This is a genomic window from Ruegeria sp. HKCCD4884 (assembly GCF_013110855.1).
Lineage (GTDB): Bacteria > Pseudomonadota > Alphaproteobacteria > Rhodobacterales > Rhodobacteraceae > Ruegeria.
Genome location: NZ_WVRJ01000005.1, coordinates 24,083 through 49,236, shown reverse-complemented (window position 1 = coordinate 49,236; position 25,154 = coordinate 24,083). Strand labels below are relative to the sequence as shown.

30 protein-coding genes are annotated in these 25,154 nt (G+C 57.1%); 17 read left to right on the top strand and 13 right to left on the bottom strand.

Going from position 1 to position 25,154, the window contains the following annotated elements; all coding sequences use genetic code 11:
• Positions 1-9: 9 nt before the first annotated feature.
• The 3 genes from GS636_RS09150 to hrpB form a co-directional block, all read right to left on the bottom strand.
• Entirely contained in the window at positions 10-1,488 is a 1,479-nt protein-coding gene (locus GS636_RS09150) for an inorganic phosphate transporter (protein ID WP_171669232.1), read from the bottom strand.
• An 89-nt stretch (positions 1,489-1,577) separates the two neighbouring features.
• Positions 1,578-2,054, bottom strand: a complete 477-nt coding sequence (locus tag GS636_RS09145; RefSeq protein WP_253762721.1) for an NUDIX hydrolase — start codon at positions 2,052-2,054, stop codon at positions 1,578-1,580.
• A gap of 136 nt (positions 2,055-2,190) precedes the next feature.
• Complete coding sequence (hrpB, locus tag GS636_RS09140) at positions 2,191-4,641, bottom strand: ATP-dependent helicase HrpB (RefSeq protein WP_171669383.1); 2,451 nt, start codon at positions 4,639-4,641, stop codon at positions 2,191-2,193.
• 176 nt (positions 4,642-4,817) lie between these two features.
• On the opposite strand from hrpB, the gene meaB reads away from it, so the two are divergent.
• The 4 genes from meaB to GS636_RS09120 all read left to right on the top strand — a co-directional run bounded on the left by meaB (position 4,818) and on the right by GS636_RS09120 (position 7,549).
• Positions 4,818-5,789, top strand: coding sequence for a methylmalonyl Co-A mutase-associated GTPase MeaB (gene meaB, locus GS636_RS09135; RefSeq protein ID WP_171669231.1), 972 nt, complete (start codon positions 4,818-4,820; stop codon positions 5,787-5,789).
• A 185-nt stretch (positions 5,790-5,974) separates the two neighbouring features.
• Entirely contained in the window at positions 5,975-6,262 is a 288-nt protein-coding gene (rpmB, locus tag GS636_RS09130; protein ID WP_171094054.1) for a 50S ribosomal protein L28, read from the top strand.
• A gap of 404 nt (positions 6,263-6,666) precedes the next feature.
• On the top strand, positions 6,667-7,017 hold the full coding sequence (locus GS636_RS09125; RefSeq protein ID WP_171094053.1) for a hypothetical protein: 351 nt from the start codon (positions 6,667-6,669) through the stop codon (positions 7,015-7,017).
• A 43-nt stretch (positions 7,018-7,060) separates the two neighbouring features.
• On the top strand, positions 7,061-7,549 hold the full coding sequence (locus tag GS636_RS09120) for a copper chaperone PCu(A)C (protein WP_171669230.1): 489 nt from the start codon (positions 7,061-7,063) through the stop codon (positions 7,547-7,549).
• A gap of 88 nt (positions 7,550-7,637) precedes the next feature.
• Here GS636_RS09120 and GS636_RS09115 read toward each other — a convergent pair whose 3' ends face one another.
• Positions 7,638-8,246, bottom strand: coding sequence for an HdeD family acid-resistance protein (locus GS636_RS09115; protein WP_171669229.1), 609 nt, complete (start codon positions 8,244-8,246; stop codon positions 7,638-7,640).
• Positions 8,247-8,307: 61 nt separating this feature from the next.
• On the bottom strand, positions 8,308-9,006 hold the full coding sequence (locus GS636_RS09110) for an NAD-dependent deacylase (RefSeq protein WP_171669228.1): 699 nt from the start codon (positions 9,004-9,006) through the stop codon (positions 8,308-8,310).
• Positions 9,007-9,033: 27 nt separating this feature from the next.
• On the opposite strand from GS636_RS09110, the gene GS636_RS09105 reads away from it, so the two are divergent.
• Complete coding sequence (locus GS636_RS09105) at positions 9,034-9,477, top strand: low molecular weight protein-tyrosine-phosphatase (RefSeq protein WP_171669227.1); 444 nt, start codon at positions 9,034-9,036, stop codon at positions 9,475-9,477.
• Here the strand turns inward: GS636_RS09105 and GS636_RS09100 are convergent.
• Both GS636_RS09100 and GS636_RS09095 read right to left on the bottom strand, forming a co-directional pair.
• Positions 9,474-10,427, bottom strand: a complete 954-nt coding sequence (locus tag GS636_RS09100) for a LysR family transcriptional regulator (protein WP_171669226.1) — start codon at positions 10,425-10,427, stop codon at positions 9,474-9,476. The two genes, GS636_RS09105 and GS636_RS09100, sit on opposite strands and share 4 nt — an antisense overlap.
• A gap of 66 nt (positions 10,428-10,493) precedes the next feature.
• A complete protein-coding gene (locus GS636_RS09095) occupies positions 10,494-10,802 on the bottom strand; it encodes a hypothetical protein (protein ID WP_171669225.1) in 309 nt (102 codons plus the stop codon).
• A 244-nt stretch (positions 10,803-11,046) separates the two neighbouring features.
• On the opposite strand from GS636_RS09095, the gene GS636_RS22895 reads away from it, so the two are divergent.
• The 5 genes from GS636_RS22895 (at position 11,047) to GS636_RS09075 (ending at position 15,252) form a co-directional block, all read left to right on the top strand.
• Entirely contained in the window at positions 11,047-11,313 is a 267-nt protein-coding gene (locus tag GS636_RS22895) for an RNA ligase family protein (RefSeq protein ID WP_371808452.1), read from the top strand.
• A 12-nt stretch (positions 11,314-11,325) separates the two neighbouring features.
• Positions 11,326-11,478 carry a hypothetical protein gene (locus GS636_RS22890; protein WP_371808451.1) on the top strand — a complete coding sequence of 51 codons (153 nt, stop codon included), beginning with the start codon at positions 11,326-11,328 and terminating at the stop codon, positions 11,476-11,478.
• A 209-nt stretch (positions 11,479-11,687) separates the two neighbouring features.
• A complete protein-coding gene (gene lepA / locus GS636_RS09085; RefSeq protein ID WP_171186758.1) occupies positions 11,688-13,487 on the top strand; it encodes a translation elongation factor 4 in 1,800 nt (599 codons plus the stop codon).
• 182 nt (positions 13,488-13,669) lie between these two features.
• A complete protein-coding gene (locus tag GS636_RS09080) occupies positions 13,670-14,482 on the top strand; it encodes a DUF2971 domain-containing protein (protein WP_171669224.1) in 813 nt (270 codons plus the stop codon).
• A 449-nt stretch (positions 14,483-14,931) separates the two neighbouring features.
• A complete protein-coding gene (locus GS636_RS09075; RefSeq protein WP_171669223.1) occupies positions 14,932-15,252 on the top strand; it encodes a hypothetical protein in 321 nt (106 codons plus the stop codon).
• Between the two features lie 28 nt (positions 15,253-15,280).
• On the opposite strand, the gene GS636_RS09070 is transcribed toward GS636_RS09075, so the two are convergent.
• Positions 15,281-16,045, bottom strand: coding sequence for a hypothetical protein (locus tag GS636_RS09070; RefSeq protein WP_171669222.1), 765 nt, complete (start codon positions 16,043-16,045; stop codon positions 15,281-15,283).
• Between the two features lie 214 nt (positions 16,046-16,259).
• On the opposite strand from GS636_RS09070, the gene GS636_RS09065 reads away from it, so the two are divergent.
• Positions 16,260-16,709: a hypothetical protein gene (locus GS636_RS09065; RefSeq protein ID WP_171669221.1), complete on the top strand. Its 450-nt coding sequence runs from the start codon at positions 16,260-16,262 to the stop codon at positions 16,707-16,709.
• Between the two features lie 1,154 nt (positions 16,710-17,863).
• Here the strand turns inward: GS636_RS09065 and GS636_RS09060 are convergent.
• Together GS636_RS09060 and GS636_RS09055 are read right to left on the bottom strand one after the other, a co-directional pair.
• Positions 17,864-18,001, bottom strand: a complete 138-nt coding sequence (locus tag GS636_RS09060; protein ID WP_171094020.1) for an entericidin A/B family lipoprotein — start codon at positions 17,999-18,001, stop codon at positions 17,864-17,866.
• Positions 18,002-18,062: 61 nt separating this feature from the next.
• Complete coding sequence (locus GS636_RS09055) at positions 18,063-18,404, bottom strand: helix-turn-helix transcriptional regulator (protein ID WP_171669220.1); 342 nt, start codon at positions 18,402-18,404, stop codon at positions 18,063-18,065.
• A 367-nt stretch (positions 18,405-18,771) separates the two neighbouring features.
• On the opposite strand from GS636_RS09055, the gene GS636_RS09050 reads away from it, so the two are divergent.
• From GS636_RS09050 to GS636_RS09025, 6 genes are all read left to right on the top strand, one after another.
• Entirely contained in the window at positions 18,772-19,404 is a 633-nt protein-coding gene (locus GS636_RS09050) for an ATP-dependent Clp protease proteolytic subunit (protein ID WP_171669219.1), read from the top strand.
• A 131-nt stretch (positions 19,405-19,535) separates the two neighbouring features.
• Positions 19,536-20,804 carry an ATP-dependent Clp protease ATP-binding subunit ClpX gene (gene clpX / locus GS636_RS09045; RefSeq protein WP_171094016.1) on the top strand — a complete coding sequence of 423 codons (1,269 nt, stop codon included), beginning with the start codon at positions 19,536-19,538 and terminating at the stop codon, positions 20,802-20,804.
• A gap of 164 nt (positions 20,805-20,968) precedes the next feature.
• Entirely contained in the window at positions 20,969-21,331 is a 363-nt protein-coding gene (locus tag GS636_RS09040) for a RidA family protein (protein WP_171669218.1), read from the top strand.
• Positions 21,332-21,411: 80 nt separating this feature from the next.
• Positions 21,412-21,795, top strand: a complete 384-nt coding sequence (locus GS636_RS09035) for an NADH:ubiquinone oxidoreductase subunit NDUFA12 (RefSeq protein WP_171094011.1) — start codon at positions 21,412-21,414, stop codon at positions 21,793-21,795.
• An 11-nt stretch (positions 21,796-21,806) separates the two neighbouring features.
• The gene (gene mlaD / locus GS636_RS09030; RefSeq protein WP_171669217.1) at positions 21,807-22,259 is read left to right on the top strand and encodes an outer membrane lipid asymmetry maintenance protein MlaD; all 453 of its coding nucleotides are present in this window, start codon (positions 21,807-21,809) and stop codon (positions 22,257-22,259) included.
• Complete coding sequence (locus tag GS636_RS09025; RefSeq protein ID WP_171094006.1) at positions 22,256-22,624, top strand: DUF2155 domain-containing protein; 369 nt, start codon at positions 22,256-22,258, stop codon at positions 22,622-22,624. The genes mlaD and GS636_RS09025 overlap by 4 nt, the downstream gene beginning before the upstream one ends.
• Here the strand turns inward: GS636_RS09025 and aat are convergent.
• The 3 genes from aat to accB are packed head-to-tail and all read right to left on the bottom strand — an operon-like array spanning position 22,579 to position 25,119.
• Positions 22,579-23,211 (bottom strand): leucyl/phenylalanyl-tRNA--protein transferase, encoded by a 633-nt coding sequence (gene aat / locus GS636_RS09020; RefSeq protein WP_171669216.1) that lies wholly within the window; start codon positions 23,209-23,211, stop codon positions 22,579-22,581. The two genes, GS636_RS09025 and aat, sit on opposite strands and share 46 nt — an antisense overlap.
• Positions 23,212-23,262: 51 nt before the next feature.
• Complete coding sequence (gene accC, locus GS636_RS09015; RefSeq protein WP_171669215.1) at positions 23,263-24,609, bottom strand: acetyl-CoA carboxylase biotin carboxylase subunit; 1,347 nt, start codon at positions 24,607-24,609, stop codon at positions 23,263-23,265.
• Positions 24,610-24,618: 9 nt separating this feature from the next.
• The gene (gene accB, locus GS636_RS09010) at positions 24,619-25,119 is read right to left on the bottom strand and encodes an acetyl-CoA carboxylase biotin carboxyl carrier protein (RefSeq protein WP_171669214.1); all 501 of its coding nucleotides are present in this window, start codon (positions 25,117-25,119) and stop codon (positions 24,619-24,621) included.
• Between the last annotated feature and the right edge of the window lie 35 nt (positions 25,120-25,154).

Sequence of the window (25,154 nt, the reverse complement as noted above, 5' to 3'; positions counted from 1 at the left end):
CCACCCACGTCACACGAAGGCAGTCAGCATCCAATAGATAACGGCCGACATGGTTGCAGCCGCAGGTACGGTGATCACCCATGCCGCCACAATGGTCATGAAATGTGAGCGCCGTACCAGCTTGCGACGACGGTGCTCTTCTGGGGCCAGACTTTGGGTCGCTGCACGTCGAAAGCTGACTTGCTTGCGCCGCCGTTCAGAGTGCCATTCACGGTAAAAGCCGACGCCAAAGACCGCACCCACTGCAATATGTGTTGAGCTGACCGGAAGGCCAAGCCAGCTGGCTACGATCACGGTAATTGCGGCCGAAAGGGCAACGCAGAAGGCTCGCATGGGGTTCAGCTTGGTGATCTGGCTACCGACCATACGGATAAGCTTGGGGCCGAACAGGAACAGGCCGAACGAAATGCCAAACGCGCCGATGATCATCACCCAAAGCGGGATTGTAACTTTTGAAGCGAAATCTCCGAATTCTGCCGCGTGCACAATCGCAGCCAAAGGGCCGACCGCGTTGGCCACGTCATTGGCACCATGGGCGAAACTCAGGAACGTCGCCGAGATGATCAGAGGCAGGCCAAACAGGGTTTTCAGCGATCGTGTCCGGTTTTCAAGCCCTTCGGACTTGCGCCGCACCCAAGGCACGGCGGCGGACCAGGCCAGCAGACCCGCGCCGAAACCGATCAGAAGAGCCATCTCAAGCTCAATCTTCACGATGCGTTTCAGACCTTTGACCGCAAGGTAGGTTGCAAAAGCCCCTGCCATCACCGCCACAAGAATAGGCACCCATTTTCGGGCAGCCGCAATCTTGTCGTCCTGATACTGGATCTTGGCCTTGATGAGCGCCAGAAAACACGCGGCAATCACACCGCCCAGCACGGGCGAGATCACCCAACTGGCTGCAATCGCGCTCATCGTACCCCAGCTGACTGCGCTCAGCCCCGCAGCTGCGATTCCGGCGCCCATAACCCCGCCGACAACCGAGTGCGTGGTCGATACTGGCGCGCCGACCCAAGTCGCCAGATTGACCCACATGGCTGAAGAAATCAGAGCCGCCATCATGGCCCAGATGAACACATTGCTGTTCTGAACCGAAGTAGGGTCGATAATGCCCTTCGAGATGGTCGAGACCACATCGCCACCTGCCAGCAACGCGCCCGCGCTTTCGGCAATGGCGGCAATCACAATGGCCCCGCCCATGGTCAGCGCGTTTGCACCAACTGCCGGGCCCATGTTGTTGGCCACATCATTGGCGCCGATATTGATCGCCATATAGGCCCCGAAAGCGGCAGCAGCCACCACGATATAGCTGCCCTCTGCTTGGCCAAACAGAACGGCTGCCAGCAGTCCTGCAACGACCATGAACGCCAACGCGATGCCGGGTGCCAGCATGGGGCGCGACACGTGTATGCTGGCGTTTTCAACGCGAGAAATGCGATGCAGATCGGTATCTAGCGCCTGCCAGCGTGGTTTTGGGTTTGTATCAGACATGGGCTTGATCAGTTTTTCAAAGACCGCCCGCAGCTAACGGTTCGCTATTGCAAGAGCAAGCCACGTGTCATGAAATTGTTGTGTAAACGTTACATTTTGCGCAACAACGCCCGCAACTCAGGTTCCTGCACGTGCGAGGCCGCCTCAGCCGGGGAAAACCATTTGCGTGTTCGCTGATGAGCTTCGGGGAAATCTTCGACCAGCTTGCTGACAGCAATCCGGTAGACATTGGTCAGCACCGGCTGAGCAGACCCGTCCTTGAGGATTTTGTCATAGGTAAAGTGACCTACCGGCGTCTTATCAACGGTTTCCGCGCGCACTCCGGCCTCTTCCCAGGCTTCCTGCAGTGCTGTTTCAGCCCCGTCCAGACCGTCGATGGGCCAACCTTTCGGAATGATCCAGCGACCTGTGTCACGGCTTGTGATCAACAGAACTTCGTCCTGGCCTTTCTTTTTTCGGGTGCATAGGGCCGCGAACTGCACCCGCCGAGGGCGCAGGATCACAGGTCTGCCGACCTCTTCCCATAGATTTCGCAGTTTTGAGCCCATTAGAAGCGGTTTACCCATATGCTGTCATCGGAATTGAAGGGACGTAACAGTGGAAATGTTGAATTTCAATTAAATCTTCAGGAATTCTCTGTTCAAGAGCGGTTTTAGGGGCGGATTGCGGAAGTACTGTGTGTTTTGAGCTTTTGGGGCGAGTCTAATCGCGCCTGCGTTTGGCTCTTAGCGTGGGGTCGGCTTGGGTTGGGTCCTCGGGCCAGGGATGTTTGGGGTATTGCGCCCTCATGTCCTTACGGACGTCTGCGTAAGAGCCAGCCCAAAATCCAGGCAGATCGCGTGTGATCTGGATTGGGCGCTGCGCAGGGGACAGAAGGGTGATCTTCAGCGGCGTGCCCCCGACAACCGGATGACTGGACACGCCAAACAACTCCTGTAACCGGACCGAGATTTCTGGGACCGCAGCACTGTAATCAATCGGCACCTTGCGCCCCAGCGGTGTTTCAAACGACCCCGGCGCGCGCCGGTCCAGCTCTTGCGTTTGGGACCAATCCAATCTGGCGCGCAAGGCGGGCAATAGATCGAACCGCTTCAAATCTTCTGCACTTTTGACACCTGAGAGCATTGGCAGCAGCCAGTCCTCCAAACTGGCCATCAGACCTTCGACCGAGAAATCGGGCAAGTCGACCCCGTCCGCGCGAACCAGTTCGACCCGAGCCGCCAGTCGCGCGGCAGCCCCATCCAATCGCAAGCCCAGATCACGCACCCCGCCCAACATTGTCCTGGCGACAACATCATCCGGGACATCCTTCCAGATACGATCATCCAGCGTGATCGATCCGAACCGCTCCTGCCGTCGGGACACAACCCGGCGCTCGCGTTTCGACCATGTACAGCTGTCTGTCCATGCGATTTGGTCCGAGAACAAATCCCGGATCTCTTGTTCCGAGATCTGTGTGGCCAGACGCACCTTTGCTTCGCGCGGGTTGCCGTCCGTATCGGTCACAACCAAGTAAGGCGCGCCTGCCAGCGTGTCGCCGTTGTCCAGAACAACGCCTTTGCCGCCCGAAAGCACATAGCGTGGCGCTTCACCCTTGCGCCTTTGTCCTATGCGATCTGGATAGGCGAGGGCGGCCATAGCAGCCGTGCTTTGCGGCTCGGATCCGTCGGTGGCTTGCGCCCGCAACCGTTTGGCCTCGGCCTTTATTCGGTCCAGGGCACCCATATTCACCTGCCAGACGCGGTTGCGTTGAAACGCCCGCACATCCCGAAGCGCCTCTTGCCTCAGCGCGATATCGACCGGAGCACCGCGCAGAGGGTCGCGCTCGGCCATCAGCGCGGCCAGTGGTGCGGCCTGCACGCCTGCGCGCTCTAACATGTGACCCAGCCTGGGGTGCAGAGGCAGCGCTGCCAAGGCGCGCCCGTGATCCGTGATCCGGCCGTTGCTGTCCAATGCGCCCAGCATTCTTAGCAAAGCCCGCGCCTCGGACATGGTTCCGTCGGGTGGTGGGGTCAGGAAAGCCAAGTCGCTGGCATCCGCGCCCCAAAGGGCCAACTCTAACGCCAACCCGGTCAAATCGGCTGCCTCAATCTCGGCTGGCGGGTAGGCGGCCAGCGCGCCTTCCTCACCTTTTGACCAGAGCCGATAACAAACGCCTTCGGTCACACGGCCCGCGCGGCCTGCGCGTTGCGTCGCTTCGGCCCGTGTCACGCGGTCTGTGACCAGCCGCGACATACCCGAGCCCGGATCAAACCGTGCCCGCCGCGCTTGCCCCATATCCACGACCACGCGGATATCGGGGATGGTCAGCGACGTTTCGGCAATCGACGTCGCCAGCACCACTTTGCGCCCGGTCTTGGCAGGGACAATCGCCGCACGCTGGGCGGCAAAGGGCATTGCTCCGAACAGCGGATGCACGGCGCAGGCTTCGGGCAGCCGGGACTTCAACGCGCCTTCAGCCCGACGGATCTCGCCCTCGCCGGGCAGAAAAACCAAAAGGCCCCCCCCTGTTTTGCGCGTTTCACGCTCGGCCTGTACCACCAGTTCAACCAGTGCATCCTGACGCCGAGCCTGAGGCGCAAGAGGGCGATCCAGCCAGCGGGTCTCAACGGGAAAGCTGCGCCCCTCGGACGTGATCAGCGGGGCGTCCATCAACCGGCCAACGGGTTCTGCGTCTAATGTGGCGGACATGGCCAGCAGGATCAGATCATCCCGCAGCGCACCCGCCACCTCAAGACACAGCGCCAGTCCGAGATCGGCGTTCAGAGAGCGTTCGTGGAACTCGTCAAAAATCACCGCGCCAATACCGGGCAGATCAGGGTCGGATTGCAGCATCCGGGTCAGGATGCCTTCGGTCACAACCTCGATCCGTGTGTCTTTAGACACTTTCGTGTCGCCGCGCACGCGGTAACCAACGGTTTGCCCCGCGCGTTCGCCCAGAGTTTCGGCCATCCGCTCTGCCGCCGCCCGTGCCGCCAAGCGGCGGGGCTCCAGCATCACGATCTTACCGTCGCACAGGCCCGCCTCGAGCATCGCCAATGGCACCCGCGTGGTCTTGCCTGCGCCTGGTGGCGCTTGCAAAACTGCTCGCCCATGTTTGCTTAGGGCTTCCAGCAAGTCGGGAACGGCGTCATCTATCGGCAGGCTTGTTATCATGCGGACCTTATCCGCCATCGTTTCGATGGCGTCTAGTTCCCGCACGCCCATCGGCACCTTTCCCAGAACGAAATGACGCAGGTTTTGTTTGGAACGCATTTCCTGCGCTCTCTGGTCTGGACAAACGCCCCCTGACCACGGCAACTATTCCTGCCTCATGGATCGGGACAAGAATGCAGACAGACAGTTTAAGCGACAGGATTTTGAATGGTGAACGTCGGGCGCTGGCGCGTGCGATTACTCTGGTCGAAAGCAACCGTGCTGATCACCGGGCACAGGCCAGCGATCTTTTGGCCCAACTGGCGGGATCCGGACGTCAGGCGTTGCGGATTGGTCTGTCGGGGACACCCGGTGTGGGTAAGTCCACTTTCATCGAAAGCTTTGGCATGATGCTGACAGGGCAGGGGCTGCGCGTGGCGGTATTGGCGGTTGACCCCAGCTCGGCCCGTTCGGGTGGATCGATTCTGGGTGACAAGACCCGGATGGAGCGCCTGAGCCGCGAAAAGAACGCCTTTATCCGTCCTTCTCCCAGTCAAAGCAACCTCGGGGGCGTTGCACGCCGCACCCGTGAGGCCATCGCCCTGTGCGAGGCTGCGGGCTATGATGTGGTGCTGATCGAAACCGTCGGGGTCGGGCAGTCGGAAACGGTTGTGTCCGAGCTGTCGGATCTGTTCCTGCTGTTGTTGGCCCCTGCGGGCGGAGACGAATTGCAGGGTGTGAAGCGCGGCATCATGGAAATGGCCGACATCATCCTGATCAATAAAGCCGATGGTGACTTGAAGGCGACCGCAACGCGTACCTGCGCTGACTATGCAGGCGCATTGCGGCTGCTGCGCAAGCGTCCACAAGACCCGGAAGGTTTTCCCAAGGCCATGACTGTTTCAGCGGTTGAAGAGCAGGGCCTGGAGCAGGCATGGGACGAAATCCAATCCTTGACCCGATGGCGTCGTGACAATGGCATATGGGAGGCAAACCGCTCCGCGCAGGCGCGCTACTGGTTCGATCAAGAGGTTCGCCATGCTCTGCTTGCGCGCCTTGACACGCCGCAAGCCAGGGCCGAGATGCAGCGTCTGAACGCCGAAGTCTCAGCGGGACATTTGAACCCGGCCAAAGCGGCGGAAGAACTGCTCAGCACGCTGACCTGATGGTTGGGCGCGGGCAAGGATCGTGATGGCCGAGCAAAATGAAAGATTTCGCGCGGTCTGTCTTGACCCTCCCGGCGATTCCCACTACACGCATCCAACCAGTTTTCGGGCGCGACTTCGGGTTGCGCCCCTTGTGATTTGGCCAAGGGTCTGAAGCCCGGCCTCCAGAAACAAAGGAAGAAACCATGTCGCGCCGTTGCGAACTGACCGGAAAAGGCCCGATGACTGGCAACAATGTCAGCCACGCCAACAACAAAACCAAACGTCGTTTCCTGCCGAACCTGAACGACGTCACCCTGCAGTCCGAGACTCTGGGCCGTGGCGTCAAGCTGCGCATCTCGGCAGCTGCCCTGCGCTCGGTCGACCACCGCGGTGGTCTGGACGCGTTCCTGGCCAAAGCCAAGGACGAAGAGCTGTCGGCAAACGCACTGAAAGTGAAAAAGGAAATTGCCAAGGCGCAAGCATCGGCCTAAGTTTTTTCCTTATGAAATTCAAAGCCCTGCACCTTTAAGTGCGGGGCTTTTTTTGTAGCGGCCTCCGATGAGTGGCTGGCATTGTTCCCAATTTCGAAATTATTTTTCTCGATTGGTGAATTTCTTCACATACAGAGATTCGAATCTGACCTAACGTTAGGGCATTCATCAGGCGGGGGCCCTATAATGTCGTTAAAAAGTTTCTACATTTTTTTGTTTCTGGCCGCTGTGTTTCGTAAGGCAATTGCAGCCTGTTCACAGATGCAGCGCAGGGTGAACCGGACCCATACCAGCTTCACCGCAAGCCAGGTGAAACGGACCGGACTGGACTACTAAGACCTGCTTCAAGCGCGACCCTTTTGCGCTTGAAGCGCCTTCGGGCGCTGACCTATACCAAGGTCAGGATGAGACCTAAGACTACCAGATTCCTACCTTTCGTCGTTTCCCTGCTGCTGGTGCTGACCGGGCAGGGCGTTGCCATGTCACGTGGTATGGACACTGCTGTGGGTCAGATGGTGCTGTGCACCGGTACTGGCCCGGTTGTTGTCTATATGGACGAACGTGGTCAGCCCACAGCGCCACCGCATTATTGCCCGGATTACGCGTTGTCCCTTATGGGTGCGATTGCTGCATCCCATCCCCCGATGCCCGCACCGCCGGAACTGTCGCAGCCCGCGCCGTTACGGGATGTCGGTAATCAGATTGCGTTGCCAGTTCCCCATACCCCGGCCCGTGCACCGCCAGTTGTTGTTTGAAACTCCATCTTTTTTGAGAAATCAAACAACAAGGAGAGACGCGATGTCTTTCAAATCAAATCTGCTCGCAACCCTGGCCGCTATGACCCTGGCCGTTCCTGTATTGGCTGACGGCACCATTTCTGTGGATGACGCTTATGCCAGATCCTCGGGTAAAACCGCCAAGGCTGGTGCCGCGTTCATGATGATCCAGAACCAGAGTGAAACGGACGACCGCCTGATTGGCGTATCGTCAGATGCTGCGGCGCGCGTTGAGCTGCACACGCACAAGGTTGATGACAACGGTGTGGCCAAGATGGTGCATGTCGAAGAAGGCTTTGTGATTCCAGCGGGCGAAACTCACATGCTGAAACGCGGTGGTGACCACGTTATGTTCATGGGTCTAACTGCACCGTTTGAGCAAGATGCTACGGTCCCGTTGACACTGATTTTCGAGAATGCTGGTGAGGTTGAGATCGAGATCCCCGTTGACCTTGAACGTCAGGACAAAGGCGGACACGGGTCACACGATCACGGATCGCATTCAGATTAAAGCGCGAGTCTTCGGACAGTCCAGCGACCTTTGAAAAACGTCAGGCCGGGCACTGCCCGGCCTGAAACGCTTTTGGTCAATGGCCGCTCTACTTATTGACGGTCTTCAATCCGACCCGGTCACCCGCTTTGCGGAACCGGGAGGCCAGCCAGAACATGACGGCAGAAATTGCAAGCGCTGAGAAGGCGATACCCCAGCCCAACGCCACCAGCGCTACTGCTGGCCAGATCATAAGAACCAATCCGATAACCAAAGCCACAAAGCCCGAGACCCTCATGGATCCACGCTGTGGGTCCCGTTCATGCATCTGTTGAGCCGCTGCCAGTGAACCGATTCCGATAATCAGTGCCCATGCGCCCAAAAGGAAAAAGGCAAGCTTGACCGTGCCTTCGGGCCAGATCAACAGGATCAAACCGATCAGAAGTGCGCCGATTGCAGCGCCCCCCAACACCCCGCGACGTCCGATCCCCAAGAGCGTCAGGCCACCATCCAAAATCAACAGTACACCGACCAGTTGCAACAGCACGGCGATGCTGCCAGACGGCCAGAACAGCGCAGCGATGCCCACAATTCCCGCAAGAACGCCGCGCAGCAAGAAGGTCCACCAGAGATTGGACAATTGCGCGCCCAGCAGGTCGCGTTGGGCCATGCTGCCATCGTCAAGGATTTCGCCGGTTTTGGGTTCTTGGTCGGTCATGGCTGATCCTCCGGTTGTTTCGGATGCAATCTAAGCAAATAAATCAAGCGTTGTCTGCACCTTATGAGGGTCGCGCCAGCAATTGCTCAACCCAATGGGGCACCGTTTCGGACGCCTTGCCGAGGATATATGTGTCAAATCCCGTGGCCCCAAGCGTCGGCTCCAGATTAATCTCGACGGTTTGTGCGCCCGCTGCCTGTGCTTCGTGTACAAACGCCGCGGCCGGATAGACTTGACCTGATGTTCCGATGGCGGCGAAAAGCGATGCGCTGGCCAAATGATCGTAAATCTCATCCATGTGGTACGGCATCTCTCCGAACCAGACCACATCGGGACGGGCCGTTGGCCGGTTGCAGGATGGGCAGGGTTCGCCCACGGCCATCTCAGGTGGAGCAATCCAGCGATGCCCACAGGCTGAACACAACGCACCTGCCAGTGTCCCGTGCATGTGAATGACATTTCGCGCGCCACCAGCTTCGTGCAGGCTGTCGACGTTCTGAGTTACGATCACCACTTCTCCGGGCCAGCCCCGTTGCAGACGTGCCAGTGCTTTGTGAGCGGCATTCGGTTCTACGCCCGCCGCCTGAGTGCGACGCGCATTGTAAAATCCCTGCACCAAGGCCGGGTTGCGGGCGAATCCTTCGGGTGTGGCCACTTCCTCAATCCGGTGCTGCGCCCATAGCCCGCCCTCATCGCGAAAGGTGCTGAGCCCGCTTTCGGCGGAAATTCCGGCTCCGGTCAGAATGACGATCTTTTCCATGTCCCCTCTACACGCTACAGCATTGCCATGTCACACCGTATCCTCTTTGTCTGCCTCGGCAACATTTGCCGGTCCCCCGCGGCCGAGAGCGTCTTTCGCTCTCGCGCGCCGCATCATTCAATCGACAGTGCCGGAACAATGGGTTGGCACGCGGGTAAACCGCCCTATGGATCGATGCAGGCCGCCGCCGAAGCCAGGGGCTATGACCTCAGCGACCTGCGTGCCCGTCAGTTCACGGCGGCCGATTTCGAACGTTTCGATCTGATCATCGGCATGGATGCAAACAACTTGGCGGATATCGAAGATCTGCGCCCTGCAGGCAATAACACGCCTGTGCGCTTGTTGACGGACTTTGCCCATGAATCCCAGTTGGACCATGTGCCTGACCCTTACTACACGCGGGATTTCGATGGTGCGCTGGATCTGATCGAAACAGCAGTGGCCGGACTGGCCTCTCATCTGGAGCGCTAGCCGCCGATCACCTTCAACTGACCGTTCAGCCAGGGCAGTTTGTTCAGGGCCGGCTCGATGATTTGGTTCTGCATTAGCCGACGTGTCATTCCCGCGACCTCCTGCGGCACCTGATCCGACCAATCGGTGCGTGCCAAAAGCGATATCGTGCGAGAGAAATCTCCGAACGGGGCAGGGTGGGCCTCTAAGCCATCATGGAACCTTGTTGCACGCATGAAACCCAACGGCGTCGTGATCGCCCAGCCCAGGCCACGCGCGACCATGGCCATCAGCGCCATATGCGACCCGATCTCAAACCGTTCCTCGAACTCCTGCGCCTCACGCGCCATATGCACTTCGATCTGGCGACTGATCAGTTGCTCGCGGGCATAGCGTAGAAACGGTAAACCGTCTTGCACCGCCGCCACGCCGCCAGACCCCTTCGGGGCCACCAGAATGAATGGATCGCGCACCATAGGATATTCGACCACACCCTCTAACACTTCGCCGCTATGGGCGGTGACCGCCATATGTAGCCGTTGTTCGGCCAACGCCTCGAACAGATCCAGGCTGGACAGGGTGATCAGTTTGAAATTCGACCGTGTCAGGCTGTCCGCCAGCAGCGTGGCCAGCCGTGGGGTCAGATCGTTGTCGAAATCGTCGATCAACCCGATGGAAAGCGTGGTCAGGTGTCCCAGTTCCATGACCGACAGCTCGCTTTGTGCCATCTGCAACTCGGCCAAAACAGCCTCGGCCCGTTCCAGAAAACTACGCCCGGCTTGCGTCAGTCGCATCGGGCGGCGTCCATGATCGACCAGATCGGTGCCCAGCGCCTTTTCCAGATTGCGCAATTGCTGAGAAACGGATGGCTGGCTAAGCCCGGTGATCTCGGCGGCCTGCGCGACCGATCCCGTCCGCGCCAAAGCCTCGAACACCTCAAGGCCCCGCAGGGTCAGCCCTTTCATCACCATCGCACACACCTTTCGCTGCGCCTTTTCTGGGGCGCAGCTTGCATCAGGTCAAGGATTTGCGGTGCGTTAGCTGCAGATCGCCTGCGCCATCTGGCCAAAGTTCTGATACCGATCCCACAGCGCATCATCACGCGCGGTCTTCGACATCTTCAATTCTTGCGCCTGATGGGGGTCTTCGAACCATTTCGAGACGGTCTTCTGATCACTGCGCGTCAGCGCCTGATCGGCCACGCGCTGAATGCAACTGCACCGATCCCGTGTGGCCGCCGCCCGATCCGACGCCAGACAGGCGCGCTTGATCTGCGCAGCCTCAACCTGCGGAGCGATGGCCGTCATCGCTGCGGCACAGAATGCGATTAAGAGGAACTGTTTCATGCTCATGCCTCGTTTTTGCCTGCCCTGAGGGATCTTGTGCCCCTCTCAGTCTGCGCGGGAGTATGAATCAAAGTGGTTAAAGGATCAATCATACGTTGCGAAAAAGTGATTGCACACGGCTGGCATGTCGCGTTTTCTGGCACAACATTGGGGTAGAAAGTTAAGTTAGACCGAGATGCTTAAGAAATACGGGCGCACTTTTCACCTGCCTCAATCTCCCGGCGCTACCAGCGATGACAAAATTATGTCCTGTGTCGATGAACTGGCATCGGCTGACGAAGTGGTTTTCACCGAAAAGATGGACGGCGAGAACACGACCATTCATAGCCAAGGCTGTCACCCTCGTAGTATCAACGCCAGATACCACCCGTCGCGTGATTGGATGAAGGCGTTTGCCGCCGGTATCGCACCTCAACTTGCCGAGGATGAACGCATTGTTGGCGAGTACTTGTTTGCGCGTCACTCCATCGCGTATTCAGCGTTAATGACTTACTTTCTGGGTTTTGCTTGAGTCAAAGGGGATGTGATCCAATCTTGGAATGCGACGCTTTCGCGCTTTACCGAGCTTGGGATCACATCTGTTCCTGTACTGTATCGCGGGCGGTTCAACACGCAGGTCCTGACAGATGTGATTGCTGGCCTGAATCTCGACACACAAGAGGGGTTTGGCGTCTGAACAACAGTGGCATTCAAGGAAGAAGACATGCCTACTCATCTCGCGAAATATGTGCGTGAGGGTCATGTGCAAAGTGAGATACACTGGATGAACGCGCAACTGGTCAAAAACGGACTGGTCTGACCGGACTGAGGCATCGCAAATAGGGGATTTAGCAGCGCGTCTTGCCACCTTGACCGCAGCCCATTTCCGACGCATATCCCCAACCCATGACAGACCTCGCTCATATCCGCAATTTCTCCATCGTCGCGCATATCGACCATGGCAAATCCACCCTTGCTGACCGGCTCATCCAAGAGACCGGAACCGTCAAGGATCGCGACATGAAAGAACAGCTGCTCGACAGCATGGATATCGAGCGGGAACGCGGCATCACAATCAAGGCCAACACGGTTCGCATCGACTATACGGCGGATGACGGCGAGCACTATGTGCTGAACCTGATCGACACCCCCGGCCACGTGGACTTTGCCTATGAGGTCAGCCGGTCGATGCGCGCGGTCGAAGGCTCGCTGCTGGTTGTGGACTCGACCCAAGGGGTCGAAGCGCAGACGCTGGCCAACGTGTATCAGGCCATTGATGCCGACCACGAAATCGTGCCGGTGCTGAACAAAATCGACCTACCCGCGTCCGACTGCGACCGCGTGGCCGAACAGATCGAGGATGTGATCGGCATCGACGCGACTGATGCCATTCAGGTCAGCGCCAAAACGGGGCAGGGCATCCACGAAACGCTGGAAGCCATTGTGCAGCAACTGCCCGCTCCGCAGGGCAATCTGGACGCGCCGCTCAAGGCAATGCTGGTGGATTCTTGGTACGACGCGTATCTGGGCGTCATCGTTCTGGTCCGCATCATGGACGGCACGCTGAAAAAGGGGATGCGGGTCAAGTTCATGTCGAACAACACCCTGCACCACGTCGACCGCGTCGGCGTTTTCCGGCCCGAGATGGAGATGGTCGACAGCCTCGGCCCCGGTGAAATCGGCTTCCTGACCGCTTCGATCAAACAGGTCCGCGACACCCGCGTCGGTGACACCATCACCAATGACCGCAACGGGACCGAAGACGCACTGGACGGCTTCAAACCCGCGCAGCCGGTGGTGTTCTGTGGCCTCTTCCCCGTGGACTCGGCCGAATTTGAAGACCTGCGGGATGCGATCGACAAGCTGGCCCTAAACGACGCCAGCTTCAGCTTTGAAATGGAAACCTCAGCCGCGCTGGGCTTTGGCTTCCGCTGCGGCTTCCTTGGCCTGTTGCACCTTGAGGTCATCCGCGACCGCATCGAACGCGAATACGATATCGAGCTTATCACCACCGCGCCCTCGGTGATCTATCACGTCTACATGAAGGACGGCGAGATGATCGAGCTGCACAACCCCGCGGACATGCCCGACCCGTCGAAGGTCGACCATATCGAGGAACCGCGCATCAAGGCGACCATTCTGGTGCCCGACGAGTACCTCGGCGATGTGCTGAAACTCTGCCAGGACCGCCGCGGCATCCAGTTGGACCTGACCTATGCGGGTTCCCGTGCCATGGTCGTTTATGACCTGCCGCTGAACGAGGTTGTCTTTGACTTCTACGACCGCCTGAAATCAGTGACCAAGGGCTATGCCTCGTTCGACTACCAGATGACAGGTTATACCGAGGACAATCTGGTTAAGATGTCGGTGCTGGTGAATGACGAACCGGTCGACGCGCTGTCGACCATGGTTCACCGCGACCGGGCCGAGATGCGGGGCCGGGCGATGTGCGAAAAGCTCAAGGACCTGATCCCGCGCCACATGTTCAAAATCCCGATCCAGGCCGCCATTGGAGGCAAGGTCATCGCCCGCGAGACCCTGAGCGCGCTTCGCAAGGACGTGACCGCCAAATGCTACGGAGGCGACGCCACGCGGAAACGCAAACTGCTGGACAAGCAGAAGGCGGGTAAGAAGAAGATGCGTCAGTTCGGGAAGGTGGATATCCCGCAGGAGGCGTTTATTTCAGCGCTGAAGATGGATTCTTAGTTCAATTTAACTGGGGGTAAGAGAACGCCTTTGGTTCCGTCAAGCGGGATCCTAATAAATTGTGTTTCCTTTAGAATTGGCTTTGGAGATTAATGGAAAAAAGACGTTGTGTACCGGAACTGATCTACCGCCACCGAGGTTACACTAGTCACGACTTGCAAGACCAATCTAAGAGACAACGGTTGGTTGGTGAATTGAACGCTGCAAAAGAGGGTAGCGTTTGGTTTTCGCGATTGAGCGATCAAAATGATCCTCTCGATACCTACCCGGCAATTGTGGAATCCAGCCGCGCCGAAGTGAAAAGAGCCTTGAATGCATTTCAAAAAGAATATGGTAGCTATGTAGGGTTTTCAGGCACTGACTTCAAACAAGCCGCGAAAAATCTCAACATTCCGGTAAAACGGTTTAGAGAACAGTTTTTTGATCCGGATAGACTAAATTCCAGTGTCCCAAAAACACTTGAGACTTCTCGAAGGCAGCAGGTAATTTGCTGTTTTACGGATAACCCAAAAAGCACTTTGATGTGGGCTTACTATTCCTCTTCTCACCAATCTTTCTGTTATGAGTTCGCTTGCGCGCAAGAGAAACTGAGTGACGCAAAAAGAACTATAGGTAAGGTAAAATACTTGGCTGATCGCCCAAGTATTTCGACGGTGGAAGCAATTCGTTGGATGGTTAGGAGCAGTCGCAAAGACAACCTGCCGAAGTCGAGGGAGCTAACGGCTTCCGATGAAGAAGAACAAAAAATGACCGATGCCCTAGTGCTAGCTAAATCTGAAGAATGGCGACATGAAAATGAGTGGAGGTCTATTCGGCCGCTTACAGATGGTCCCGGATATTACTCTGTCGGGCCATACTATCTTAAGTCGGTGGTATTTGGCATCAATGCTAGTCAGCAACTCAAAGAATTTGTTTCTGAGACCGTGGGAAGTGCTGTTGCGATACGCGAATTGAAGCTCTTGGGGCATTCATATGGATTAGAGTTTGCAAATTAATCAAACTGAACTTCGATCACTGCACTAACTTACATGACTCCAATCCTAACAACGAGGCTATAAAGTCGAACCTTCTTTCAACCCACCCGCCTGGCGGCACCACCGGGCCGCGCCGACCCGCACCCGTCAAACCGAAGGTTTGCCTCCGGCAAAACGGGCGGCGCGTTTGCGCCTCCCCTCGGGCCGGCACTGCCCTCAGTTCTTTTGATCGAACGGTATTCATAAACTGTAGGGCGGGCTTTAGCCCGCCATTCGCCTGACCAAAACAACGTGCATGGATCGGAGGGGGATGGCGGGCTAAAGCCCGCCCTACGGTGAATTGGTGGGTTAAAAACCCACCCTACGTAGGTTGGGTTATCAACCCATCGCCACACTGTGACCCACCTCACAGCCCCAACCGTACCCTCCTGATACACTTAACCCAACGGAACCCTCGGCAGGAGGCCCAGATGTCTACATCCATGATCCCCCTCATCGCCCTTGGGTCGGCAGGTCTTTATTCGGTGGCCATGATCTCGATGAAGTTCTGGTGGAAGATCCCCGGTGTTGGCCTGACCCTTCTGATCGTTGCAACGCTGCTGGCCGCCGCAACACTGGAACTCGCCGCCCTGCGCGAGGAGCGGTTAGGTATCATCTATACGGGCATTCTGGGGGCCGAGGTTATTCTGATCGCCATCGCCTCATTCTTTCTGTTTGGCGAGAATTTCTCATACCGGGAAGTTGCGGGGATCGCCCTGGTTCTGATCGGCACAGCGCTGGCCTGGGCCTGACGCGCTCTGTGCACTTCGGCCAAATGCCCTATCGGCGCGGCACCAGATGCAGCCACTGCATCGGAAACCCGCGCCCTTCTGAGATGATCGGCCATTTGAAATCATCCCCCAGCTTGAGGATTTTATCCATCTCTGACGTGTCGCGGACGCTGCCGTCCACATGGGTGACCTGGAAATACTGACCGCAAAAATCTTCGATGGCCGTCAGCTTGGCGGGGCCGTTCTCGACCATCTGAGGATGCAGTTCGATCAGGAATTCCGACTGGCGATACTGGGTCAGGAAGTCTTCGGTCAGCAGGCTGAATTCCACGCCCTCGATGTCGATCAGAAAGAAAATGTCACCGGGGTCGGGGGCGACACTTGCGATATTCTCGGCGGTGTTATCCAGCGCGTCGCCGAATACGGTCACGCGGTCACCGACACCGTTATGCTCGGCCGTCTCGCGGATGACCTCGCGGCCCTTTGCCGATACTTCAAAACACACGCTTTTCTCGAAGTTACCGGTCGAGACAAGGCCAACGCCCCAAAAGCCATCGGCCGCGCCGATATCCACCAGCACGGGCTTGTTCGAGTTGCTCAGAATGCCAAGGTTCTGCTGTTCATATAGGCCAAAGATCTTTGTGGCGGTATCAGAATGCCCGCCCCAAAAGGCGTTTTCGGTAAAACGAAAGCCTTTCATCGGCCCGCACAGCACCTCAGAGCCGCTTTGTTCCAGCACAAACTGCGAAAACTCGCTTCGGAAGCGTCGGACAGCGCTTTTGAAGGCGCGATGGTGTCTTTTGGGAAAGTGCATTTGTACCTTTTCGCGTTTCTGTCCGTCGGGCGGGTGTATCGCACCCAGTCTTTAAGTTGCGTTGACCGCTGTGGGAAGGAAAAAGGCGCACCATCAGCACGTTCCGGTCGCTTCAAGCGTCGGGCAACCTGAACGGTGTGTGAAGTTTACTTTAGGTAAGTTGTAACCGCTTCGCGCTCTCCCAATCTGTTGGGCACACAGAAGGAGAGAGCCCATGACCAGATACATGACTGCCGGAGCAGCTGCTTTGGCCACGACACTCACCCTTGGAACAGCCGCGATGGCTGAAACAACGCCCGACCTGCGCGGTACGTGGTTGGGGTCTTACACGACCGTCCAGCCCAGCCATTACTACAAAGGCGACGAGCCTCGGTTCAACCAGGCGGAATGGATGCTGGATGTGCAGATTCAGGAGGACAATGTCTTCTGGGGTCCCAGCAAGTGGCGGCGCGATGGCGACACCGAATGGAATGAATACGAGGCAACCGGAACCATCAGTCTGGATGGCTCTGGCTCCATCGGCATCGTTGAAACTTCTCCGCTGGTGATTGGCGCCAATGCGTTGATCGATGCGCGGTATGAAGATGGCAAGATCTATGCGGATTTCCGTAGCCTGCGAAACGGAACGACTTACAGCACCGTTCTGGAACGTCAGGTGAACTGAAGCGGTTCCGGCCCGGTCGGACCGTAGGGGGTATAGACCGCCGCACGCCGCCTATGCGGCAGAGTGGCCGGTCGTCGTCCGGGTCGGACCGCTTCTCAGTATTGTAGCCATTGTCTTTGCCAGGGGGAGGAGACCGGGTGGCGATGTCACTGTGTGCTACAGGATTCAAAGCGTTCCGGTTGGAATGCGCTGTCCCACGACCGGGGCCAGTTGGGTCTCGCACGTAGTGAATCTTCGCCATCCGGTTCTTGATAAATTACCGACAAGAGTTTTTCACGCCCTATTTCAGCTGGGGGCCAAGCACTGCCGTGGGTAACGAGGTGACCTAATAAAGAGCTGTTCAGGTCGTCGATTCGACGGATTTGGCGCCTGAGAGTTGATCAAACCCAGTGGTTCTCACCGAAACGGCCGAGTTTCCGCCTTTGCACCCGCAGCATTTCATGGAAAAGTGGCACATAATCGACGGCTACCTGAACATCCGATCAACTCAGCGCGGTGTCGTGCTTTCTCGGATTATCCACAGAAATGTCCCGGCGGATATCAACATTTTATCCCCGTCTATTTTTCATGCTGCAGTGCTATTTTCTTGCCGGGCGAGGACCGGAATGTAACAGTCTGAACACTGCCTAGGGTCCTCGGAACCGATGGTGGTAAGCAAAGGTCCAGAGGTTTGAGGGTTTGAGAGGGTCTTGGGATTTTCTTAGAGCTTCAAAGACTTACCGTTAAGGTCAGTTGTGGGCAGGCATCGCGCTTGTTTCAGTTGACTGTCCTCTTTGATGGCCGATGCATGCTGCGCGACCCTTTGGGGTCAAAGCAGTTGTCACGGCCCCTCAGTGGGTTGAGGCAAAAGGATCGGGGCACCCCTCGGGGCGCATCGACCCGGTAAGGCGTCAGGCGTATCCGAAAGGGTACTCGCAAAGACAACGTCTGCGCACCTGACGCCTTTTCCTTTGCCGGTTTACGGTTTTATACAGGCTACCACTCACCCCCAGCTGAACGGGAACGGGGCTCTTTCGCGCGTGCAAAAGAGCCCCGATGTGGTTCTGGAAAATAAAGCCAAGAGGCTGCGCCCCGGCAATGTGGGTATTGGGATCGGGCACAGCAATCCGTCTACTTGGTTTGAAGACGAACGCACTGAGCAAGTTCAGAAAACCTTACAGGTTTTCCTGCACGTCTGTTGCAGCGTCCTGGATTGCGTCCCCGGCCTTTTCAATATCTTTCCCAGCGCCTTTTGCAGTTTCGCAGGCTGTCAGGGCAAACAGGCTCAGGCCAATCAGAATAACACGGATCATTGTCGTCTCCTTGGTGCTCGATGGAGGTTCGGTAGCAGCTTTCCGCCAATGAAACCAGCCGTTAAGAGGCACCATCGCCGCAAAACAACTCATAGATCACTTCCAACATCCGTTGTGGACGATCGTCCGCCAAACGATAGTAGATTGCTTTACCTTCCCGTCTTGGGATGACCAAACCTTCCAATCGAAGGCGCGACAATTGCTGAGACACCGCGGCTTGCCGTGCGGACAAAAGCTCTTCCAATTCTGTCACAGATTTCTCACCCGATACCAAGTGGCACAAGATCATCAAGCGCCCTTCATGGCTGATCGCTTTAAGAAAATTCGACGCACGTGTCGCGTTGCCGACCATGCGGTCAAAGTCTTCTTGGGACATGTCTCGTGACAGTTGGGGAAGTGCCATTGTTCTATTTCCTTGCTAATCCATCAAGCGGGTCACGTTATTACATCACAACGAACCTTTGCCGCGTTGCATCCACATACATGTTTCGGTCATTTTGCTCTATATGTATAAATCAAAATACCGTGATGCGTGAAAGGGAAACAGAAGCCACCTTTCCCCCCTACCGCAACCAAAGGGCGCCGGCTGCGTTCTATCAGCCGTTTTTGAGTGTGAAGACCGGGTGCTGCCTTGCGCGTATTTGATCACAGTACACATTCCTGCGTCGTTCTCACTTGCCCCCCTTGCAGCCCCCCCGAGCCGATACTAAGACTCGGGTAATACTTGTTGGGGTAGTGTCCCGATCCATAGCAAAGCAGGCAGGTTCAGAATGTTCGATCCCTTAGATACCTACATGAATACGCTCGTTCCCATGGTCGTCGAGCAGACCAGCCGGGGCGAACGCGCTTACGATATTTTCTCGCGTCTGCTTAAAGAGCGGATCATCTTTATAAACGGCCCAATTCACGATGGTATGAGCCATTTGGTCGTTGCGCAGCTGTTGCACCTTGAGGCCGAGAATCCGAACAAGGAAATCTCGATCTATATCAATTCGCCTGGTGGTGTGGTGACCAGCGGTTTGTCGATTTACGATACAATGCAGTATATCAAGCCGAAATGTTCCACATTGGTGATCGGTCAGGCGGCATCGATGGGATCGGTTCTGCTAGCTGGTGGTGAGAAAGGGATGCGGTTTTCGCTGCCCAATAGCCGGATCATGGTACACCAGCCCAGCGGTGGCTATCAGGGCCAGGCAAGCGATATCATGATCCATGCGGCCGAAACGCAAAAGCTGAAGGATCGCCTGTATGACATTTACGTGCGTCATACAGGGCAGACCAAAAAGGCGGTTGAAAAGGCGCTGGACCGTGACAACTTCATGAGCCCGGAAGAAGCGAAAGACTGGGGCCACATTGATGAAATCGTCGAAAACCGTGCAAAAATGGACACGGAAGAGGCCTAAGGCCAGTGCTCCGCGCCATCGGCGCGGGGGTCATTTTGAGATTGTAGCCGCCAGAGTGCTGGCCTAAGCTGCACAAACAGGCGTAAGCGCATCCCTGCCGGGGTGCAGGGACGAGGCCCGAAAGGTAGATCATGGCGACGAATTCAGGCGGCGACGGGAAGAACACGCTCTACTGCAGTTTCTGCGGGAAAAGCCAGCATGAGGTGCGAAAACTGATCGCGGGCCCGACCGTGTTCATCTGCGATGAATGCGTCGAACTATGCATGGACATCATCCGTGAAGAGACCAAGGCCAGCGGGCTGAAGTCGTCTGATGGTGTGCCCACGCCCAAAGACATTTGCGAGGTCCTGGACGACTATGTAATCGGGCAGGCAACCGCTAAGCGCGTTCTGTCCGTTGCGGTTCACAACCATTACAAACGTCTGAACCATGCTCAGAAAGCTGGCAGCGATATTGAACTGGCGAAGTCTAATATCCTGCTGATTGGCCCAACAGGGTGCGGTAAGACCCTTCTGGCGCAGACACTGGCCCGTATTCTGGACGTGCCATTCACCATGGCTGATGCAACGACGCTGACCGAAGCGGGCTATGTGGGCGAAGATGTCGAAAACATCATCCTCAAGCTGCTTCAGGCCAGCGAATACAACGTCGAACGCGCGCAGCGCGGCATCGTCTATATCGACGAGGTCGACAAGATCACGCGCAAGTCTGAGAACCCGTCGATCACGCGGGACGTTTCGGGCGAGGGCGTGCAGCAAGCCTTGCTGAAACTTATGGAAGGCACCGTGGCCAGCGTTCCTCCGCAAGGCGGACGCAAACATCCGCAGCAGGAATTTCTGCAGGTGGATACCACCAACATTCTGTTCATCTGCGGTGGTGCTTTTGCGGGTCTGGACAAGATCATCGCGCAGCGCGGCAAAGGTTCGGCCATGGGTTTCGGTGCCGATGTGCGTGACAATGACGATCGCGGCGTCGGTGAGATTTTCAAAGATCTTGAGCCGGAAGATCTGCTGAAGTTCGGCTTGATCCCCGAGTTTGTGGGACGTTTGCCGGTTCTGGCAACTTTGGAAGATCTGGACGAAGACGCATTGGTCACGATCCTGACCAAGCCCAAGAACGCTTTGGTCAAGCAGTATCAGCGCTTGTTCGAATTGGAAGATGTCGAACTCGACTTCACGGATGATGCGCTGAAATCTATCGCCAAGAAAGCGATTGAGCGCAAAACCGGTGCACGCGGCTTGCGGTCGATCCTGGAAGACATTCTGCTGGATACCATGTTCGAACTGCCGGGTATGAAGAACGTCAGTGAAGTTGTCGTGAACGAAGAGGCGGTATCGTCCGAGTCACAACCACTGTTCATCTATGCTGACGCGGCGCCGGAATCGGCATCAGCAGGTTAGTAGCAATTCACGGGTGTTGGATTTGACAAGACGGTAGGGGGTTCTGCCCCCGCTGCCGTTTTACCAGTGTCCCCGAGACAGTTGCGGCCCGAGAACTGGCGATTGTTGCCTTTTGTCGTTTGTAGCAGTGGTCTTTGGCTTGCGATCAACGAAGAGGAAGCGGCATGGCGATTCAGCGGATCTCATCCGGCGGTGAATTCGAAGCAAAAGTTGGATACTGCCGTGCGGTTGTCGCGGACGGCTGGGTTCACGTGGCCGGAACGGTTGGGCAGGGTGAAGATATTGTTGCGCAGTGCCGTTCCGCGCTGAGCATCATTGAAACTGCTCTGCAAAAGGCAGGTGCAGGATTCGAGGATGTGGTTCGGGTGACATACATGTTGCCGGATCGCACAGAGTTTGAGCCTTGCTGGCCCATTCTGGCGGACACCTTCGGCGCAAATCCTCCGGCAGCGACCATGATCGAATGTGGGCTGATCGATCCTAAATACAGGATCGAGATCGAAGTGACCGCGTTTCTGCCGGAGTGACGCATGCGGCCCCAGGGGCACTGGACCTTGGCGAGCCTTTGGTCCATACCTTTTCTCGACCGAAATGCCGGAGGCACCCGATGGGAATCCTGAATAGTCTTTTGCGAGCCGTAACCTGGTGGAACGGATCCACTTTGAACACGCAGATTTACACCTCGCGAAAAGGCGTCAAAGTCGGCGAAGACAATGAAGGCAATGTGTTTTATCGCACAGCGGACGACAGCAAACGCTGGGTAATCTTCAACGGCGAGGCTGAAGCCAGCCGAGTTGATCCCGAATGGCACGGTTGGTTGCATCGCACCTGGGATGAGCCTCCGACGGACAAGCCTTTGCCGCATAAATCCTGGGAAAAGCCGCATCAGGAAAACCTGACCGGTACTGCTATGGCTTATGCGCCAGCAGGTTCGCTGCGTCGGGCCGAGCCGGTAGAACGCAAGGATTATGAGGCCTGGAGCCCAGAATAAGCGAGGCGAACATGTCGAGCCATAATTGGACCGAAGTATTTGTCGGTGGCGTCGTGTTGGCCGGCGCTCTGGCATTTGGCGTTTACGCCAGCCAATCGACGGGCTTGTCGCAAGGCGCGGCCGGGTACGAACTTGGTGCGTCTTTCAGGTCGTTGGAAGGGGTCGGTGTTGGCACGGATGTCCGTCTTGCAGGCGTCAAGATTGGAACGGTAACCGGTGTGACGCTGAACGCGGATACCTATCGCGCAGACACGACGTTCACCATTGCCGATGGCATCCTAGTGCCGGATGACAGCGCCATTGTGATCTCGTCCGAGGGGCTGCTGGGTGGCAATTTCGTCGAGGTTATGCCCGGCGGGTCACCATTCTATTTCGAACCCGGAGACGAGATCGAAGATACACAAGGCGCGGTCAGTCTGATCTCTCTGCTGGTCAAGTTTGTGGCCGGAGATGGCCGCGAATGATCCGCGCTGTTTTGATTGCCCTTCTTTTGGTCGGAACCAGTGCTGTTGCTCAGCAAAAGGTCCAGTCCGGTCCGGGGGCCATGCTGCGCGGGCTGGACAAAGTCAGCGGTCAAACCGTCGATGTTGAAATGCAAAGCGGTGAGACCGAAGCTGTTTTTGGCTTGGATGTTGCGTTGGGGGATTGCCGCTATCCGGTTGACAACCCGACGGGTGACGCGTTTGCCTATTTAACGATTTGGGAAACGGGGAAAGCTGATCAGTTGTTTGACGGCTGGATGATTGCAACATCCCCAGCCCTGAACGCGCTGGACCATGCGCGTTATGACGTCTGGGTGATCCGCTGTATTACACCCGCTGCGGACTGATCGATTGACGCCTTGAAATCGGCGCTGAGATTCAGAGCCTCTTCCAGTTCTCTTTTGTAAGCGCTGCGCGGGATTTCGATAGCGCCCAGAGACGCCAGATGCGCAGTCAGAAACTGCGTATCGAACAGGTGGAATCCGGTTTGTTGCAGGCGGTCCACAAGATAGGCAAGGGCGATTTTCGACGCATCGGTGCGGCGTGAGAACATGCTTTCCCCGAAGAATGCAGCCCCCAAGGTTACACCATAGACACCGCCGACAAGTGCGGCTCCGTCCCAGACTTCGAGAGAATGGGCATAGCCTGTTTGATGCAATTGGCGGTACAGATCGTGCAGCTCTGCGTTGATCCAGGTATCGGTCCGGTCGGCACAGCCATCCACGACGCCTGAAAAGTCCTGATTTATCGTGATATCGAACCCGCAATTGCGGATGCGGCGTGAAAGACTACGGGAGACATGGAACCCGTCCAACGGAAACACGCCGCGAAATTTTGGATCGACCCAGAACAGCTCTGGGTCATCGCGGTGTTCTGCCATCGGGAAAATGCCGATGGAGTACCCGTGCAGTAAAAGTTCAGCGGATAGGCTCATCTGGGATATGCAGGAACCGGAAGGCGTGCGCCCTCCAGTTCTTGGAGGTTACTATTCCATATTCTCCGCAAGCCAGCGCTCCAGCCAGTGGATGTTGTAGTCGCCACTGTGCAGGTCGGGTTCCTGCAGCAACGCATGGAACAGAGGCACTGTGGTGTCGATGCCGTCCACGATCAACTCTCCCAACGCGCGTTCCAGCCGCGCCAGCGCTTCGGCCCGGTCGCGGCCCTGAACGATCAGCTTAGCGATCAGCGAGTCATAGTAGGGCGGGATCGAATATCCGTCATAGAGCGCTGAATCCATCCGAACGCCTAACCCGCCCGGCGCGTGATATGCGGTAATTTTACCCGGACAAGGCGAGAAATTCGGCAGCTTTTCCGCGTTGATCCTAACCTCAATCGCGTGGCCGTTGATTTCCAGATCATCTTGCCCAAATGACATCGGCTCGCCTGCGGCCACGCGGATTTGCTCGCGCACCAGATCGACGCCAAAGATGCCTTCGGTTACCGGATGCTCCACCTGAAGGCGGGTGTTCATTTCGATGAAATAGAACTCGCCATTCTCATAGAGGAACTCGATGGTGCCCGCGCCGATATAGTTGATCTTGGCCACGGCGTCGGCACAGATCTTGCCGATCCTGGCCCGTTCTTCGGGGGTGATGCAGGGGCCGGGGGCCTCTTCAAACACTTTCTGGTGCCGGCGCTGCAACGAGCAGTCGCGTTCACCCAAATGCACCGCTTTACCCTTGCCGTCGCCGAAGACCTGAATTTCGATATGGCGCGGCGTGGTCAGGTATTTCTCGATATAGACCTCGTCATTGCCAAAGGCGGCTTTGCCTTCTGCACGCGCGGTCATAAAGGCGCTTTCCATTTCATCCGCATTCATCGCGACTTTCATGCCGCGACCGCCGCCACCGGCGGTGGCTTTGATGATGACCGGATAGCCGAATTCCTCACCGATGCGCTTGGCGTCTTCCAATGTGGGTACGCCACCGTCAGATCCGGGCACGCAAGGCACGCCCAGTGCCTTCATCGTGTCCTTGGCAGTGATCTTGTCGCCCATCACGCGGATATGCTCGGCGGTGGGGCCGATAAAGGTGATGTCGTGGTCTTCGACGATCTGCACGAATTCGGCATTCTCGGACAAAAAGCCATAGCCGGGGTGAATGGCCTGTGCACCAGTGATCTCGCACGCCGAAATGATGGCAGGCACGGACAGATAACTTTGCGGGCTGGGCGGGGGGCCAATGCAGACCGATTCGTCCGCCATGCGTACATGCATCGCGTCGCTGTCGGCGGTGGAATGGACGGCGACCGTCTTTATCCCCATCTCGCGGGCAGCGCGGATGACGCGCAGGGCGATCTCGCCTCGGTTGGCAATCAGGATCTTGTCGAACATGGGCCTGCCTTACTCGATGATGACCAGAGGAGTGCCGAATTCCACAGCGTCGCCATCACCGACCAGAATGCGTTTGATCGTGCCCGATTTTGGGGCGTGGATGTGGTTCATGGTTTTCATCGCTTCGACGATCAGCAGCGTGTCGCCTTCCGAGACCGCAGCGCCAACGGAGATAAATGCAGGCGCACCGGGTTCTGGTTGCATATAGACCGTTCCAACCATGGGGGAGGTCACAGCACCGGGATGGCTGGCTGGGTCTTCCTGCGCTGCGGGGGCTTCGGCTGCAGCAGGGGCGGCCGCAGGGGCGGCAACCGGAGCAGGGGCTGCGGCGGGCACCGCGACCGGAACCGGAGCAGCAGCGGCCTGTGTCATACGGCTGACGCGCACGTTCAGGCTGTCTTCTTCGCCGTATTCGCGTTTGACCTGCAATTCGGTCAGGTCGTTTTCGCGCAGCAATTCAGCCAGAGCCTTGATGAATGCCACATCCGCTTCGTGTTTGGTATCTGTCATGAGTGTCCTCGACGGTTCCCCTTTGGCCCGTCTGT